Annotated in this window: 12 protein-coding genes and 1 riboswitch; of the genes, 3 read left to right on the plus strand and 9 right to left on the minus strand. The window is 43.5% G+C overall.

Annotation, left to right across the window (positions count from 1 at the left end; all coding sequences use genetic code 11):
• Positions 1-64: 64 nt before the first annotated feature.
• The 4 genes from R8O70_RS00620 to nfsA form a co-directional block, all read right to left on the minus strand.
• Positions 65-2,224 carry a polysaccharide biosynthesis tyrosine autokinase gene (locus tag R8O70_RS00620; RefSeq protein WP_206953139.1) on the minus strand — a complete coding sequence of 720 codons (2,160 nt, stop codon included), beginning with the start codon at positions 2,222-2,224 and terminating at the stop codon, positions 65-67.
• Between the two features lie 29 nt (positions 2,225-2,253).
• On the minus strand, positions 2,254-2,694 hold the full coding sequence (locus R8O70_RS00625; protein ID WP_206953141.1) for a low molecular weight protein-tyrosine-phosphatase: 441 nt from the start codon (positions 2,692-2,694) through the stop codon (positions 2,254-2,256).
• A 69-nt stretch (positions 2,695-2,763) separates the two neighbouring features.
• Entirely contained in the window at positions 2,764-3,885 is a 1,122-nt protein-coding gene (locus R8O70_RS00630) for a polysaccharide export protein (RefSeq protein ID WP_053350000.1), read from the minus strand.
• 413 nt (positions 3,886-4,298) lie between these two features.
• Positions 4,299-5,021 carry an oxygen-insensitive NADPH nitroreductase gene (gene nfsA / locus R8O70_RS00635; protein WP_206953142.1) on the minus strand — a complete coding sequence of 241 codons (723 nt, stop codon included), beginning with the start codon at positions 5,019-5,021 and terminating at the stop codon, positions 4,299-4,301.
• A 195-nt stretch (positions 5,022-5,216) separates the two neighbouring features.
• Between nfsA and R8O70_RS00640 the strand changes: the two genes are divergently transcribed.
• Together R8O70_RS00640 and R8O70_RS00645 are read left to right on the plus strand one after the other, a co-directional pair.
• Positions 5,217-5,858, plus strand: a complete 642-nt coding sequence (locus tag R8O70_RS00640; RefSeq protein WP_005374889.1) for a MarC family protein — start codon at positions 5,217-5,219, stop codon at positions 5,856-5,858.
• Between the two features lie 190 nt (positions 5,859-6,048).
• Positions 6,049-6,921 carry a patatin family protein gene (locus R8O70_RS00645; RefSeq protein WP_258484041.1) on the plus strand — a complete coding sequence of 291 codons (873 nt, stop codon included), beginning with the start codon at positions 6,049-6,051 and terminating at the stop codon, positions 6,919-6,921.
• A gap of 53 nt (positions 6,922-6,974) precedes the next feature.
• Here the strand turns inward: R8O70_RS00645 and gbpA are convergent, their stop codons facing one another.
• The 3 genes from gbpA to R8O70_RS00660 form a co-directional block, all read right to left on the minus strand.
• A complete protein-coding gene (gene gbpA / locus R8O70_RS00650; RefSeq protein WP_318183988.1) occupies positions 6,975-8,438 on the minus strand; it encodes an N-acetylglucosamine-binding protein GbpA in 1,464 nt (487 codons plus the stop codon).
• A 98-nt stretch (positions 8,439-8,536) separates the two neighbouring features.
• Positions 8,537-8,637: riboswitch (cyclic di-GMP riboswitch) on the minus strand.
• A gap of 272 nt (positions 8,638-8,909) precedes the next feature.
• Entirely contained in the window at positions 8,910-9,410 is a 501-nt protein-coding gene (locus tag R8O70_RS00655) for a fasciclin domain-containing protein (protein WP_213910504.1), read from the minus strand.
• A gap of 80 nt (positions 9,411-9,490) precedes the next feature.
• Positions 9,491-10,972 carry a cryptochrome/deoxyribodipyrimidine photo-lyase family protein gene (locus R8O70_RS00660; protein ID WP_258625398.1) on the minus strand — a complete coding sequence of 494 codons (1,482 nt, stop codon included), beginning with the start codon at positions 10,970-10,972 and terminating at the stop codon, positions 9,491-9,493.
• 108 nt (positions 10,973-11,080) lie between these two features.
• Between R8O70_RS00660 and R8O70_RS00665 the strand changes: the two genes are divergently transcribed.
• Positions 11,081-11,386 (plus strand): DUF6482 family protein, encoded by a 306-nt coding sequence (locus R8O70_RS00665; protein WP_136976810.1) that lies wholly within the window; start codon positions 11,081-11,083, stop codon positions 11,384-11,386.
• A 68-nt stretch (positions 11,387-11,454) separates the two neighbouring features.
• Here R8O70_RS00665 and R8O70_RS00670 read toward each other — a convergent pair whose 3' ends face one another.
• Positions 11,455-12,435, minus strand: coding sequence for a rhodanese-related sulfurtransferase (locus R8O70_RS00670; RefSeq protein WP_017634441.1), 981 nt, complete (start codon positions 12,433-12,435; stop codon positions 11,455-11,457).
• A gap of 463 nt (positions 12,436-12,898) precedes the next feature.
• Positions 12,899-14,194 carry an alpha/beta fold hydrolase gene (locus R8O70_RS00675; RefSeq protein WP_140267471.1) on the minus strand — a complete coding sequence of 432 codons (1,296 nt, stop codon included), beginning with the start codon at positions 14,192-14,194 and terminating at the stop codon, positions 12,899-12,901.
• Between the last annotated feature and the right edge of the window lie 46 nt (positions 14,195-14,240).

The raw sequence follows: 14,240 nt of genomic DNA on the forward strand, positions 1-14,240 counted from the left end.
AAAAGCCCTGCTGTTTCTAGCAGGGCTTTGTCATATTTGGTTTAATTAGCGATCTAAATTCAACTTATGATTCGCTTTTGTACGCGTAGTTATAGTAGCCGTATCCATAGCCGTATGAGTTAGATGCCTTTTTCTCAACTGCATTGAGAATCACACCTTTAACTTCAACGCCTGATTGCTCGAAGCGACCACGTGCTACCTCAATTTCTTTCAATGTCGTTTGGTCGAAGCGAGCTACCATCAATGTGGTGCCAGCAAGTGCACCAACGATGCTTGGATCCGTTACTGCAAGTACAGGCGGTGTATCGATGATGATTAGATCGTATTCTTTTGATACTTGTTCTACAAATTCAACAAATCGTGGATGCATCAAAAGCTCTGATGGATTTGGTGGTACTTGACCACGAGTAACCACATCCAAGTTTTCAACTTGACTTGGCTTGATTGCGGTTGCTCGATCAATTTTTCCACTTAGTAAGTCAGATAACCCTTGCTCTGCTGTGAGGCCAAAACATTTCTGTAAATAACCTTTTCGCATGTCAGCATCCACCAAAAGGACTTTTTGACCCGTTTTAGCCGCAACTGCAGCAAAGTTGGTTGATACGAACGTCTTACCAATGGAAGGCGCTGGGCCTGAAATCATTAAGACATTGTTTTTGGCTTCCAACATTGCGAAGTGTAAGCTGGTTCGAAGTCCACGTAGTGCTTCAATTGATAGATCTGCTGGATTGGCATTTGCTAAAAGAAGTAAGTCTTTGTTGTTTTTACGTTTTAGCTTGTTCGCAACTTCCAATTGTTGTGCCGATTTTGGAACACTTGCATATACAGATATTCCAGTTTGCTCAATTACATCAGGAGAAGTCACTCCACGATGAAACGCGGTTTTTACCAGAACAAATGCGACAGCTACCATGCCTCCTAGAAGAGTAGCCAAAACTACAATCAAAGGTTTTTTCGGTTTAATAGGAATTGCGTAAGATTGTGCGTTGTCAATAATACGCACATTACCTACGGTGCCAGCTTTTATGATATTTAGCTCTTGAACTTTATTCAAAAGTTGGATGTAGATTTGCTGGTTTACTTCGACATCACGAGTCATACGCAAGACTTCGCGCTGTGTTTTTGGCAGTTTTTGAACTTGTTTGTTAAGACGCTCTTTCTCTTGTAGTAATGTCTGACGTTTGTCTAACAGCGATTTATAAGCTGGGTGGTCTTGGGTGAATTTTTGACTGATTTCACTTTCTTTAAATGTTAGCTCATTAAGTTGGGCTTCAAGTGCCACCATCACTTTTAGAGTAGATTGTGCTTCGAGATTTAAATCGATAGATTCGTTTTCTTGTCTAAAACTGTTCAATGTATCTTCTGAAATAGTTAGCTTGTCCTTAATCTCGGGTAAATGACCTTTAAGGAAGTTGAGGCTCTGCTCAGCTTCAGCAGAGTTTCTTCTAACATTCTGCAAAAAATAGTTTTGAACAACGTCATTTAAAACAAGCTGATTGTGGTCTGGGTATTCACCTTCAATACTTAGAGATACAATACCTGTTTGGCTACCTCTCTCTGAAATAGAAAGTTGTGAGGCTAACTTGTTGATAGCATCTAACTTGCTTATTTTACTTATTGTAAAAGTATCTTCATTTTGAGCATTGAGCTGGTTCACTTTTACACGATAGCCATTCATCTCAATTAGTTGACCAACTGAACCAGAAAGTACCATTTGGTCTTCAAGCATCAAGCTGAATTGACCTTTCTCGATGTCTGTAGCAATCAGTTGATGAGATAATCCTTTAGCCGTTCGAGGTACTTCAAACGTGGTCAAAGAAATGTAGTTTTGAGTACCGTTGATTCGTGCTAGACCTTTACCAACAAAAGGTAAGTAATCAGGAGTGGCAATGGTTGTTAAGTTAAACCTATCAACGGTATCGCCAAGAATCATTCTCGATTTAATTATTTCAATTTCTGTAGTTGCAGATGATTCGGCAGAAAAGAGTTCTCCCATGTCACCGACCATCGCCGAAATACCACCTGAACTTTTCTTTTCGATTTGTATTAACGAGTCGGCTTTGTAAATCGGAGTTGATAGCAACGCGACCGCGATACCTAATGTTGCAAAAAAGAGCGTAATGCTGATGATAAACCATTTCGCGTCTATCAATATGCCGAAGAGCTTGCCTAGGTCGATCTCATCATCAGCAAGAGCAGATGGTTGTATTGTTTGGTTAGCCATTATTTTTTATTTCGCCAAGTGATCTGAATTTATATTTTTTTTGCCCATGCATGAGCAGCATTTTCAATCAGAGATAATGCATGCTCAAAGGCTTCTCTACTCTGTCTGTATGGATCTGGAATATCCACGGAACCTATCCAGTGACCAAATAACATTGCTTTACCTCTAGCCTCCGGTACCAGCTCCGTCAAAGCATCGATATGACCTTGTTCCATCACCAATATTAGGTCTTGCTTTGCGCACAACTTAGCGGTTAGCTGCTGCGCTTTGTGGTCTAGCAGGTAGATACCACGTTCTGACGCGACAAGTCTGGCGGTTTCATCTGCTGGCTTTCCGGTTAGGCGACTTTTTTCTACGGCAATACCCGCCGAAGAAATCTGTTTATTTGGGAGTAGTTGCTGTAGTAACCGCTCTCCTGTGGGGGAACGACAAATATTACCTACACACACGACAAGAATGTTCGAAAACATGTTTTGCTCCTTATAGACAACGTTTGAATGACTTGTTTATGTTCAAACAAGCCCTTCAGAATGCTTTTTCTATGGCCAAGTCCTGACTCGAAGGACGCCTTCTGTAAGTTCATTGAAGCCTGAGATGGTAGGTACTAGTTGTGCAATAACGCGATTCCAACGACTGATAGGCGCCGCAGTGACATAAACGATGTCATACGGTTTCAGAGCAAATTCAGTACCAATAACGAGCGCTGCCGCATCGGAGACATCAAGTTGATATATGTCGCCCAGTGAACCTGCGTCTTGTGACCTCCTAATTACGAATACACCTGTCGCATCCGCTGATATCTGATTAATACCGCCAACGTTGCTCAGAGCTTCCGTAAGGCTCATGCCAGCGCGATCTATTTTCAGTAGTTTAGGATCGTTAACTTCACCCATAACGAAAACCTTTTGTGAATCATTTCTTGGCACATGGATGATATCACCTGGTTGAAGTAGCCTATTTTCAGTGAGGTCGCCTTCTTGCATCAGCGCATAAAGAGATATGTTTTCAACTATGCCGTTTCTTGTCAGTGTTACATTTTTCCAGTCGGCGTTTTCGGCTAATCCACCTGCACGGTTAATTGCATCTAACAAGGTGAGTGGGATGTTGGTGATTGGTTGTTGTCCAGGATTACTTACTTCACCAGTAATGTAGGATTTTTTCGAACGAAAAGCTGCTACGCTGACATCCACTTGAGGACTTTCTATGTACTTTGCTAATCGGCGAGAAATATCAGCACGAATTTGACGAACGTTTTTACCCGCAACTTCAACAATACCTATATATGGATAGAAGATAGTACCATCAGCATGTACCCAGTTCCCCGCTTCAGCAGAGCTGCGATAAGAACCAGCAGGAATAGTTAGTTCTGGGTGATCCCAAATAGTAATGTTTAGTATATCTCCAGGGCCAACCTCATACTCATAAGCGTTAAGTTGGCGATCTAGTTCAGGGTTGGATTTGGCTTCTATCCCCAAACTTTTAAGTTGAGATACTTTATCAAGTGTAAGTGGAAAAACATTGAAATCAGAAGTGCGACTAACATTGCTGTCTTCGACGAAGTTTTTTCCATCTGTGGAAAGGTGACTACCGGGTACAGTACATCCAGAAAGAAGTACTGAGGAAAGCACTAAACTAGCTAGCTTTTTATGTTTGAAATTCATGTTTTTTCATTCATCTGACGTAAAGAGCGAGTTGCTGGTAGCAACATTCTTTTCCAGAAAAGACTTCACAACATAACCTTATAAGCACCACCTTCTTCTATTTATAAAGTGCTCAATAAGGGATTGATTGCATCTGGAGGCATGAACTCTAATGAATTTCAATGATTAGAGCAATAGACAATAATGCAGCAAGTGTCCAGATAAATATCGTATTTTTATGTTTTCACTTACAAGATTTCATATTTCGGATAAAAAACTTGTTCAATTAGCTCAAATTTTGTTTATTAGCTCTATATGTAGTGTTTTCTTTCTAAAATACAACCAAGAAAATCTACCGACTAATTATCTCGTTGTATTAAATAGGATTATCAAAAGTGTGACTCAGATCTCTTTTTTGTTGTCTTTCGACATGGTCACTTTTTCGCTAGCCCCTTCCCATTCAAATACGGCAGGATGTGCGGACGTGATTCGCCAGCCAGTTTACTGGTGACTTCTTGTGACCAAGTACTCTGTTTTTGATTGCTCGAACGGTTTGCATAGTAGTTTTGCATAGTTTGGTCATACGTCTGAATGTCATCCAAGTTTAGGTCTTGATACTGATTTTCATGCACCACGACATGCTTAGGTAGGCGAGGTTTTACTTCAGGGGCTTGATCTGGATGACCAAGACACATACCAAATAAAATGGCGGTATTTTTAGGTAAACCTAATAATTCGTCTACTTTTTGGGCATTGTTTCGTAAACCACCAATATACACACCTCCTAGTCCCATCGACTCCGCCGCAAGCAAGCAATTTTGTGCCATGATGCCCGAGTCTACAGCGCCTATTAGCGTTAACTCGGTAAAGTCAGCTTGAACATCTGGGTTGATACTGGCGTGGCGTTGGTAATCAATGCAAAACACCAAAAACTCAGCCGCGCTTTCAACGTACCCTTGATTTCCGGCATATTGAGCTAATAGTGTACGTTTTTCTATGTCGGTCACGCGGATAATTGAAACGACTTGCAACATGCTTGATGAGGACGCCGCAAGGCCGGCTTGAAGAATAGCATCTAATTGTTCGCTCTCAATCGGTTGTGAGGTGAATTTTCGAATTGAGCGGTGATTGAGAATTGTTTGAATCGTGCTGTTCATGGTGACTTAACATCCCCTGTTATGTGTAAAGGCTGAAGACTCACCTTAGCGACATTTGATGAGTCGGTAAACTATCTCAAAAGAAAAACAATGCTTGGTGCATAAGTGTGAAGACGAATCGAGAATACACCACTCGTTCTGTTTGAGAGCGTATATACTGTTTTTAGAATCAATAATTTAAATGCAGTGGAAAATATGAAAGAACTCATTGTTCATACAGTTACGGTGTTTATGGGCTTCTTTGCCATCATGAACCCTATCGCCAATATCCCCATCTTTTTGAGTTTAACTGCTGATGAAGATAAAGAAACCATCCGTTCCATTGCGCTCCGCTCGGTTTTTATTGCATTTATTATCATCGCGATATTTTCTATTGCCGGTAAGTTAATTTTTGATTTGTTTGGTATCACGCTTTATGCATTGCGAATAACAGGCGGCATTTTGGTGTTTTTGATAGGTTTTAACATGCTTCAAGGTGATTCGACGCATCAGAAAACCAAAGAGAAGGCGTATTCACCAGCTCAGCAACGGGCGGCATTGAGTATTGCAGTGTCTCCACTGGCGATGCCAATATTAGCTGGGCCTGGAACGATTGCTACCGCGATGAACTTTGCGACAGCGGGTGGTTTCGATCAAACCATTATTACTATCGTTTCTTTCGCTGTCCTGTGTGTGATCACCTATGTACTGTTTTTGTTTGGAGACAAATTGGTCAAAGCGGTTGGACCAAGTGCTCTAAATGTTGTGACTAAAATGATGGGCTTAATTCTAGCGGTTATTGGTACTCAAATGTTCATTGATGGCGCGGGCGAAGCCTATAAAACGGTTTTCTCCTAGATTTCTCTTAGACCTTGCCACCTTGGTTAAGCCCGCAATTACATTCCTAACGGGTACGGATTTTTTGAACTTTAGTTTTCATTTTCTAAGAGAGAAATAAATAGACTTCACCTATTTCAATAATAAGAATATTCAATTGTTGTGATTGCACGAACTTCATTACTCTTTTGGCAAGGAGAATGGGGGAAATATGGTAACAAAAGCAATTGTAGTAGAAGGTGGCGCGATGCGAGGCGTCTTCGCAAGCGGAGTGTTAGATGCGTTTTTAGAGCAGAGTTATAAACCGTTTGATTTTGCAATCGGTGTATCTGCTGGTGCATCAAATTTGATTGGGTATTTGACCGACTACCCGCATCGCAGTATTAACGTCATTACTAAGCTGGCCACAAGCAAACGCTTTTTTGACCCGACTCGCTTCGTTAAAGGTGGGGACCTCATCGATGTGAAGTGGTTGTTTGAAGAATCTAATCGCTTGTATCCCGTCGATGAAAATAAACTGTTTAATGGCGTTCCTTTTCTCGCAGCGACAACAAATGTAGATACAGGGCAGGCAGATTACTATCGCGTGACACGTGATAATTTTCACCATGCGATTGAAGCGACAACAGCATTACCGATTGCCTACAAGCATACCCCTTGTTTTTCTGGCGGTTGTTATACCGATGGTGGGGTCGCTGATTCTATCCCAGTGCGTGAGGCTTATCGTCGAGGGGCTCGCGACATAACTGTAGTACTCTCTCACCCGCTGAATTATGCCAAAAAGCCAGTTAAGACCACATGGCTGATGAAGAAACTGTTTGCGGAGCACCCCAAAATGGCGGATGCGATGTTAAGACGTGCAGATAACTATAATCAATCATTAGAGTTTATTCGTAACCCTCCACCAGGAACACATGTTAGGGTGATTGCCCCACCAGATAATTTTCATGTTCAGCGCTTATCAATGCGACAATCCGTTTTACTAGAAGGTTATGAAATGGGGCTGATTGAGGGGCGAGCGCATCTCACTAGTTTATCTGGTGTTCATGGTTTAGACCGGGAAAGCTGTCATTTTTGCGTTTGATTATAAAAGAGCCTCATAGTGAGGCTCTTTTTACTTAACGTTCAAAGGGTGATTTAGTTGACTTTATCCCAAGCCATCTCCCAGTGTGAACCTATTCCAGGCTCGTAATGGTTTGCGCTTTCTTTCCACTGCATACAGTAACCAGAGTATGGGAAAGGTTTACATTGATAAATGCCCCCGTCGCTGGCAAGCACTTTTGTGCCCGCAGTGTAGCTAGATAGTCCTTCAGGGAAGACAAAATCGTACTCACCAGATGGTGGTGGAGTAACTGACTCTTCTTTTAAGTGAAAGTCGAGTGTTTGCTGATCCACCAAGTTGCTATCTTTGTCCTTAATACGTGTCACGAGCATATGGTGACCCGGCTCTGATTTACTTAAAGCGAGCGATATCGCCTCTACAGAGCCGTCTTTCATTTCGTTTGTCCAACTTGCAAGTGGTTCGCGATGGTGATTGTAAACGGTGAGTTCTGCATTTAAATCGCCTTCAGCAGTTAGTGTCAGATCCAACGTTGTCGGTGTTGACTCAATGATATACTCGTCTGCTAAGCCATCTACTGTGAGTGAGTATTCTGGGACAGGAGTTTCAATGTTATAGCCGATCTCTACTCGCTTAAGGCCACTATTTGCTTGCAGATACACCGGATTAGTACCATAAACAGGAGTGAATTTATCCTCTGCATACTGCCCGGCTTGCAGTTTTGCTTGTTCTTGGTTTAGCTTAGTCGCGAGTGTGTAAGACCAGTTTTTCGCTTGGCCCATTGCTGCATCGGTAATTTCTAGTTCAGTTCTATACGCCACGTTTTCACCTGCTTGATCAAATACGCGTGTATAAACCGAATCCCCAATATTTAAATCCATTGTAGGAATAATTTGACCGCCTTGCTTCCAATCTGGAATAACGGGACTGTCACCATCAAATTTCACATCGATCACGTTATAAAATGAGGCTGCAGTGTCGCCAACATCCCATACTGCCAGGATGACATGGTATCCCTCGCGAGTAGGCACATTACATTGATGGCTTACCTGTTTCGGGGGTTGAACCATATTGCCGTCGACGACACAGAAAGGAGTTAGATCAAAAGAGTCTCGTGATAGTGAAGCGTTTGGGTTCCAATCAGGCTTGGTGATGTAATATTTCCAGTCGCGCGTCACGTGGTTAGCGGTAAATGTCCATTCAAAAGTTTGTGTACCTGCTTGAATAGGGCGTTTTACCCAACGGTCGGCAGTTTGCTCATCAAGGGCAGCTGCTAAAGCGGTTTCGGCACTCGCTATTTTACCATCGCGAGGCCCTGTTTCGGGAAAGCCATCAGGGCCTTCAACGCTTTGCGGTTCATATTGAATCGCACCGCAGTTATTATTTTTTTCGTTAGTATCTGGCGTTGGATACTTACATAGTGCCGAGCGACTTGCAGCGACACCACCATTGGTTTCTGATACATAACCGTGAGCCGCAGCACCTGAGCTAATGCTTGCAAGTGCTAACGCGAGTACGGATTTGGTTGGAAATGATTTCATCACATGTCCTCTGTTATGACTGACAAACTAATGTCACACCCCGGCGCATGCTGAGCATAAAGCAACGCTACAGAAATTGGACTTCTGTAACACTGAGTCATGGTAACCCCGCTATTATGAGCATTCTTTTAGATTTTTAAATGCTGACAGACCGGAAGCTTTGCGTCCCACCCTTTCGAATGGTTTGCCGAAATGTGATTGAGCAGCCAAAATTTAGCTTAAGAATTTACATGTGGAAAAGTAAACGTCACTGACATGGAATCCTGTTCTCAAATTGAAAGATAACGATATCTTAACCTCGTCAATATTATGCAGTATCGTATTGCAAGATATTGATTTTAATTTTGTTTTTATCTCATTAATAATCATGGAGAATGAGTGGAGGTTTGTTGGGGATAAATGGAGAGGAATCGTGCTAAGGGTGGAAGAAGTTCTGTCTAAAGGGCGGAGTGTACCGCCCTCTGGATGGTGTTATTTCGGCATAATGACAGTATCAATCACGTGAATGACACCGTTTTTAGCTTTCACATCGGTTGCGATGACATTTGCATCGTTAACCATGACTTTATCGCCCATGGTTTTAATCATCACATCTTGCCCCTGAACCGTAGCCGCTTTGTCTAGCTTAACAACATCGGCAGCCATCACTTTCCCTGGGACGACGTGATAAGTCAAAACAGATACTAACTTGTCTTTGTTTTCCGGCATTAAGAGCATGTCGACTGTGCCGTCTGGCAGTTTTGCAAAAGCGTCATCCGTTGGTGCAAAAACAGTAAATGGGCCTTCCCCTTTGAGAGTGTCAACCAGGCCCGCTGCTTTCACCGCAGCAACAAGCGTATTGAAAGAGCCGTTTTCAGCGGCAACGTCGACAATATCGGCTTTCATCATGCCATGCTCATGAGCCTTGACGGGCAGCATAAAAGATAATGTCGCCATCAGTGTCGCCGCGATAACTAAGATACGTTTGAACATAGTGTGTTCCTTACTAGTTTAGGGTACAACGGGTTCCCTGGAGTGTGTTTGCATTTGTACGCATTGTGATTGAAAGATGATCATCGCGTCCTACTTTCTTTTGAGGGTCTAACATGTCGCGCAAGAATTCGTCTGCCTTCTTGTTTCACATCAGCTCGTTTCCGCCACGTCCATAAGCGCTCTCTTGCTGCCTTAGCCGCTTTGTCTGGTGCGATAATAGGTGCAAGGTAACGGCTATCTGGCTGCAATTGATACATGACAGCTTCCATCTGGGTCATTGTCCAGGGCTCGAATAAAAGAGGGGGAGGAACCATTTGTAACTCAGGTACCCACTTGTAGATGAACGTACCGTTAGGATCATGTTCTTGGGCTTGCTTGATCGGATTATAAATACGGATTGTGTTAGTCCCGGTTACTCCTGCTTGCATTTGGAATTGTGGGTAATGAATTCCAGGCTCAAAGTCGAGAAACAGTTGCGCTAAATGCGTTACACCTACTCGCCAATCCATGTTCATGTGGTGAGTAAGAAAGCTAACCAGCATGGCACGCATGCGAAAGTTAATGTAACCAGTGTGGTGCAAACAGCGCATGCAGGCATCAATCAAAGGTACGCCAGTATGCCCGGATTTCCATGCTGCTAACTTTTCTTCATCGAAAGTACTACTTTGTCTAATCAATGGTTCGTAAGCCCGATTAACGCAGTAAAACTCCATGTCGTATTCCGATTCGAATTTTTGGATGAAGTGACAGTGCCAATGAAGCCGTGAAGACAATGCAATTAAGCTGCGACGAAACCCAGCCACTTGCCAGTGTTTCAAAAGGTATTGATAAACTTCACGCAAGGATATGTTACCCCAAGCGAGGTATGGAGAAAGGCGAGTACAGGCTGTACGTGAGGCAGTGAGACTAGAAATGCTTCGATAGTAATCACGACCTCGACGATGAAAAAAATCCTCTAGTGTTTTCCAAGCGAGCCGGCTTCCTCCCGTTTGCATTCCTTTGCATTTTGATAGCCAGGATGATGGTGGCGAAAACGAACAGCCGAGAGCTTCTGCATCCAATGAATGCAATAAGTCGGTTTGGAGCTCAATAGGGCTTATTGAGGCTCTCATGACAGAGTCCCAATGTTTGTCCCAACCTTGCCGGTTTATTGCACCTCTGATTACAGCACCGTGTTCGAATTCAAACCAGTCGATGTTCTGCTCATACAGCCAAGCGGCAACTTGTCGGTCTCGTTCAAAGGTGCAGTTGAGTCCTATTTCTTGGTGAGAAAAAACAGCGTTGATTTGATATTGCGCTTGAATTGATTGGAAACATGCTAAGGCATCGTCAAACAGCACCGTGATTCGATGCCCATACGCTTTGAGCGTTTCATCCATGTCTTGCAGTGATTGCCAAACAAATCGCCAGTGGCGCTCAGAATAGTGTGGGTTGTTCAATAGCAATGGTTCAACAATATACAAAAGCACAGTTGGGTGCTTTGTTGATAATGCTTGAGTTAGTGGTTGATGGTCAGTCAGCCTTAAATCTCGCTTTAACCACACGACATTGATTGTTTGCATCGGAATCCTCTTTGTTTCCGATGTTGTACGCAAGTAAACCGAAGAAATCTCATCCAATGATCGGTTTTATTCTACAAAACGTAGAGGTAACTTTCAGGGAGGTGACACATGGCAATACCATTGAGTAAGTTACAAAAATACTTCTATGTAGACAAATTGGTCATTCATTCGCTTGATCTCGCATTGTACCAGGCATCTGTCGTGATTGATGGAGAAGCGCAATTTATCACTGATGACAACGGTATCTTTTTGAGGGCTCATTCCCTTATCGAGATGCAAAAGAAGTGCAGGAATATCAAAGCAAATAAGCAGGTTTTAGTACATCAAAGTGCTTATGATGAAATGGTGGGGCTACCCGAAGGCAAAAGAAACAATCAACTAGAGGTATTGGTGAGGGATACAAAATTGTACTGAAAGAGTATTGGTGCGCAGTAAAAGCGAGCCACCATACGGCAGCTCGCTAAATATAAGGAGAGTTGGGCTTAGTCTTGTTTACGCTGCGCTTCTTTTTGCGCGTACTTAGCGGCACGTCGGGCTTCTCTTTGCTTGGCACTTTCACCACCAACATGCTGCTCGCCTCGCTGCTCTGCAAGAACAATTTGTTTTTCACGCTCGCGGAATCGAGCAATTTGTTCTTCTGAGTGTGTGCCGTGACATTTTGGACAGCTCACGCCTTGCTCGAACAATTCTGACTGTTTGTCTTCTTCAGTGATCGGTAGACGACAAGCGTTACATAAATCGTAATCTGCTTTTTCTAGCTGGTGGTTCACGGCAACACGACCGTCAAATACGTAACAATCGCCTTCCCACATGCTCTCTTCTTGAGGAACTTCTTCAAGATATTTAAGAATGCCGCCTTCTAGGTGGTAGACCTCATCAAAGCCCTGTTCTTTCATGTAAGCAGTTGATTTTTCGCAGCGGATACCACCGGTACAGAACATCGCAACTTTCTTGTGTTTTGCCGGGTCCATGTTTTCTTTTACATAGTCTGGGAATTCACGAAAGGTTTCAGTATTTGGGTTTACAGCGCCTTTGAATGTCCCGATCTCGATTTCGTAATCATTACGTGTATCGACAACAAACACTTCAGGATCAGCAATAAGATCGTTCCACTCTTGAGGTTTCACGTAAGTCCCCACTACGTGGCGAGGGTCTATACCTTCAACACCTAATGTTACGATCTCTTTTTTCAATTTCACTTTGGTGCGATTGAATGGCTGGGTCTCAGAATACGACTCTTTGTATACGGTGCCAGTCAAACGAGGTTCGTTGTTTAGCCACTCCAGTAGCGTATCAATACCTGCACGATCAGATGCAACAGTACCGTTGATACCTTCACTTGCCAGTAGTAATGTTCCGCGAATATGGTGTTTTTCCATCAACGCAAGTAATGGCTCGCGTAGCTCTTGATAGTTATTCAGCTCAACAAACTTGTACAGCGCACAAACTACATACTGACTCATGAGGTTTCCTTTAAAAATACAGGTGGTCAACGACCTTAAAATTTTAGCGGCACGAAGTATACCTGACTAAACTAGTCGGAAATACGGACAAATTATACGGATATTATGAGTAGGCGGGGCCTGGCGGTCTTTGATAGGGGGTGCATGTCCGCAGGTGAAGCCGCTATGTGTTCAAATTATAAGCATTAATTATAGTGAGTCAGGTAGGTTGGGGCCGATACTTTTGGTTTAAATTTATGTTGTTATTCTGTTTTAGGCCCTTCAAAAAAGTTAGGCGCAAGAAGCACCAAATAATCACCGGAGTCATTGACAAGGAAAGGACATGTCGCAGTTTTATACATGAGGTGGTGAGGGATAAAGGTTTAGGGACAAAGAGTGAATGACTGATCGCCATTGTTCATAAGCCGCTATAAACGCCTTTTCACCAAATACTGAAAAGGCGTTTTTCTAACGTCTGTCCTGCTTATTTCAACGTAGCTGCGGTCTGTTTTCCCATGGCAATGAGCCTGTCGAGAATACGTTCACCGTCGGCACGCAAACCGTTGTGCTCGTACTCGTTGGTGATCCACGCTTTTGAATTTGGGATTAACGCGAGTGTCTCTCGGCTGATATCCATTTCAACAAACATATCATCGGCGTAAACGGCGCAACTGACAGGAACTTTATTTTGAGCCAATTGTGTTTGATCGTACAGCGCAGCCCAATCGTCTTTCGCGGCCAATATTTCTGCGGCGTCTTTTAGTGGTTTGAGGTTGACGTATTGGTCGAACATCCACGGGAAGACCATTTCCCCCGTAAAGTAAAATGGCTGGCCAGGTTCATAATTAAACTCTGGTCGGGTTTGGCGAACACGGTGCGCACTCCAATTCGACGCAAAGCCTTGGCAGTAAATCGATTCATGCAAAATGGCGTAGATCGGGTTGGTTTGGAAGTTTTGCTGCGCCAACATATCGTTCAAGAACTCATAACGAAGTTGTGGTTTGCCGTTCACTTCAATCAACGCGCTTTCTAGCCAATAGTAAGTTGGCAAGAAAGTATCACTCACACCAAAGTTGATGCCGATTTGTTGAAATTGCTCCACCGTGAAGCGTTGACCATTTGGTAGGTACTCTTCGTTTTCCAGCAAGTGATTCGCAATGTTTTGGCAAAGTTGTTGCGCACTTGGAAATTGTTGGAAGAACGCTTGGTTTTTCTCCATGGTGCGTTTGAAGGTGGCTTCATACACATCGTCGGCATGACGCGAGACTGATGGCACGCCACCTGTGATGTAGCTTTGTAGCAAGCTGTCTGGGAACAAAGACAAATAGGTGAGGGAGCAAAAACCACCAAAGCTTTGACCTAAGATCGCCCATTTTTCGACGCCAAATTGCTCACGAATGTATTCCGCGTCGCGCACGATGTTATCCGCTCGGAAGTGGCTCAAGTAGTCTGCTTGTTGCTCTGGCGTGAGGTGAGCAAGCGTCTGGTGATTAATTACGCTGCTATTGCCCGTACCGCGCTGGTCGAGGAGCAAAACTCGGTACTCTTGCAGCGCGCGCTTTACCCAGCCGCTATTGCCGTTTTGACGCGGAGAGGGAAAGCCAGGCCCGCCCTGAAAGTAAACCAACCAAGGTTTGGTCGATTCTTCATCGCCAACTAGGCAAACCGCACGGGCGAAGACTTCAATGGTGCCTTTGCTTGCGTCTTGGTAATCCAGAGGAACGGTAAAACTGTGGGGAGTGTAATGCAATCCTGCGTCGATAAATGATTGAGCGTTCATTGTTATCTTTATTTCCTTATTGAGGGGTAGCGCTACTTTACTGCGA

This window comes from Vibrio sp. 779(2023) (assembly GCF_033344285.1).
GTDB classification, from domain to species: domain Bacteria; phylum Pseudomonadota; class Gammaproteobacteria; order Enterobacterales; family Vibrionaceae; genus Vibrio; species Vibrio alginolyticus.

Excerpts from the sequence above, each read along its gene's own strand:
- R8O70_RS00660 (WP_258625398.1), bottom strand. The coding sequence starts at position 10,972 with ATGCAAACAATCAATGTCGTGTGGTTAAAGCGAGATTTAAGGCTGACT.
- R8O70_RS00675 (WP_140267471.1), bottom strand. The coding sequence starts at position 14,194 with ATGAACGCTCAATCATTTATCGACGCAGGATTGCATTACACTCCCCAC.
- nfsA (WP_206953142.1), bottom strand. The coding sequence starts at position 5,021 with ATGAACAGCACGATTCAAACAATTCTCAATCACCGCTCAATTCGAAAA.
- R8O70_RS00620 (WP_206953139.1), bottom strand. The coding sequence starts at position 2,224 with ATGGCTAACCAAACAATACAACCATCTGCTCTTGCTGATGATGAGATC.
- R8O70_RS00625 (WP_206953141.1), bottom strand. The coding sequence starts at position 2,694 with ATGTTTTCGAACATTCTTGTCGTGTGTGTAGGTAATATTTGTCGTTCC.
- R8O70_RS00630 (WP_053350000.1), bottom strand. The coding sequence starts at position 3,885 with ATGAATTTCAAACATAAAAAGCTAGCTAGTTTAGTGCTTTCCTCAGTA.
- R8O70_RS00665 (WP_136976810.1), top strand. The coding sequence starts at position 11,081 with ATGGCAATACCATTGAGTAAGTTACAAAAATACTTCTATGTAGACAAA.
- gbpA (WP_318183988.1), bottom strand. The coding sequence starts at position 8,438 with ATGAAATCATTTCCAACCAAATCCGTACTCGCGTTAGCACTTGCAAGC.
- R8O70_RS00670 (WP_017634441.1), bottom strand. The coding sequence starts at position 12,435 with ATGAGTCAGTATGTAGTTTGTGCGCTGTACAAGTTTGTTGAGCTGAAT.
- R8O70_RS00645 (WP_258484041.1), top strand. The coding sequence starts at position 6,049 with ATGGTAACAAAAGCAATTGTAGTAGAAGGTGGCGCGATGCGAGGCGTC.
- R8O70_RS00655 (WP_213910504.1), bottom strand. The coding sequence starts at position 9,410 with ATGTTCAAACGTATCTTAGTTATCGCGGCGACACTGATGGCGACATTA.
- R8O70_RS00640 (WP_005374889.1), top strand. The coding sequence starts at position 5,217 with ATGAAAGAACTCATTGTTCATACAGTTACGGTGTTTATGGGCTTCTTT.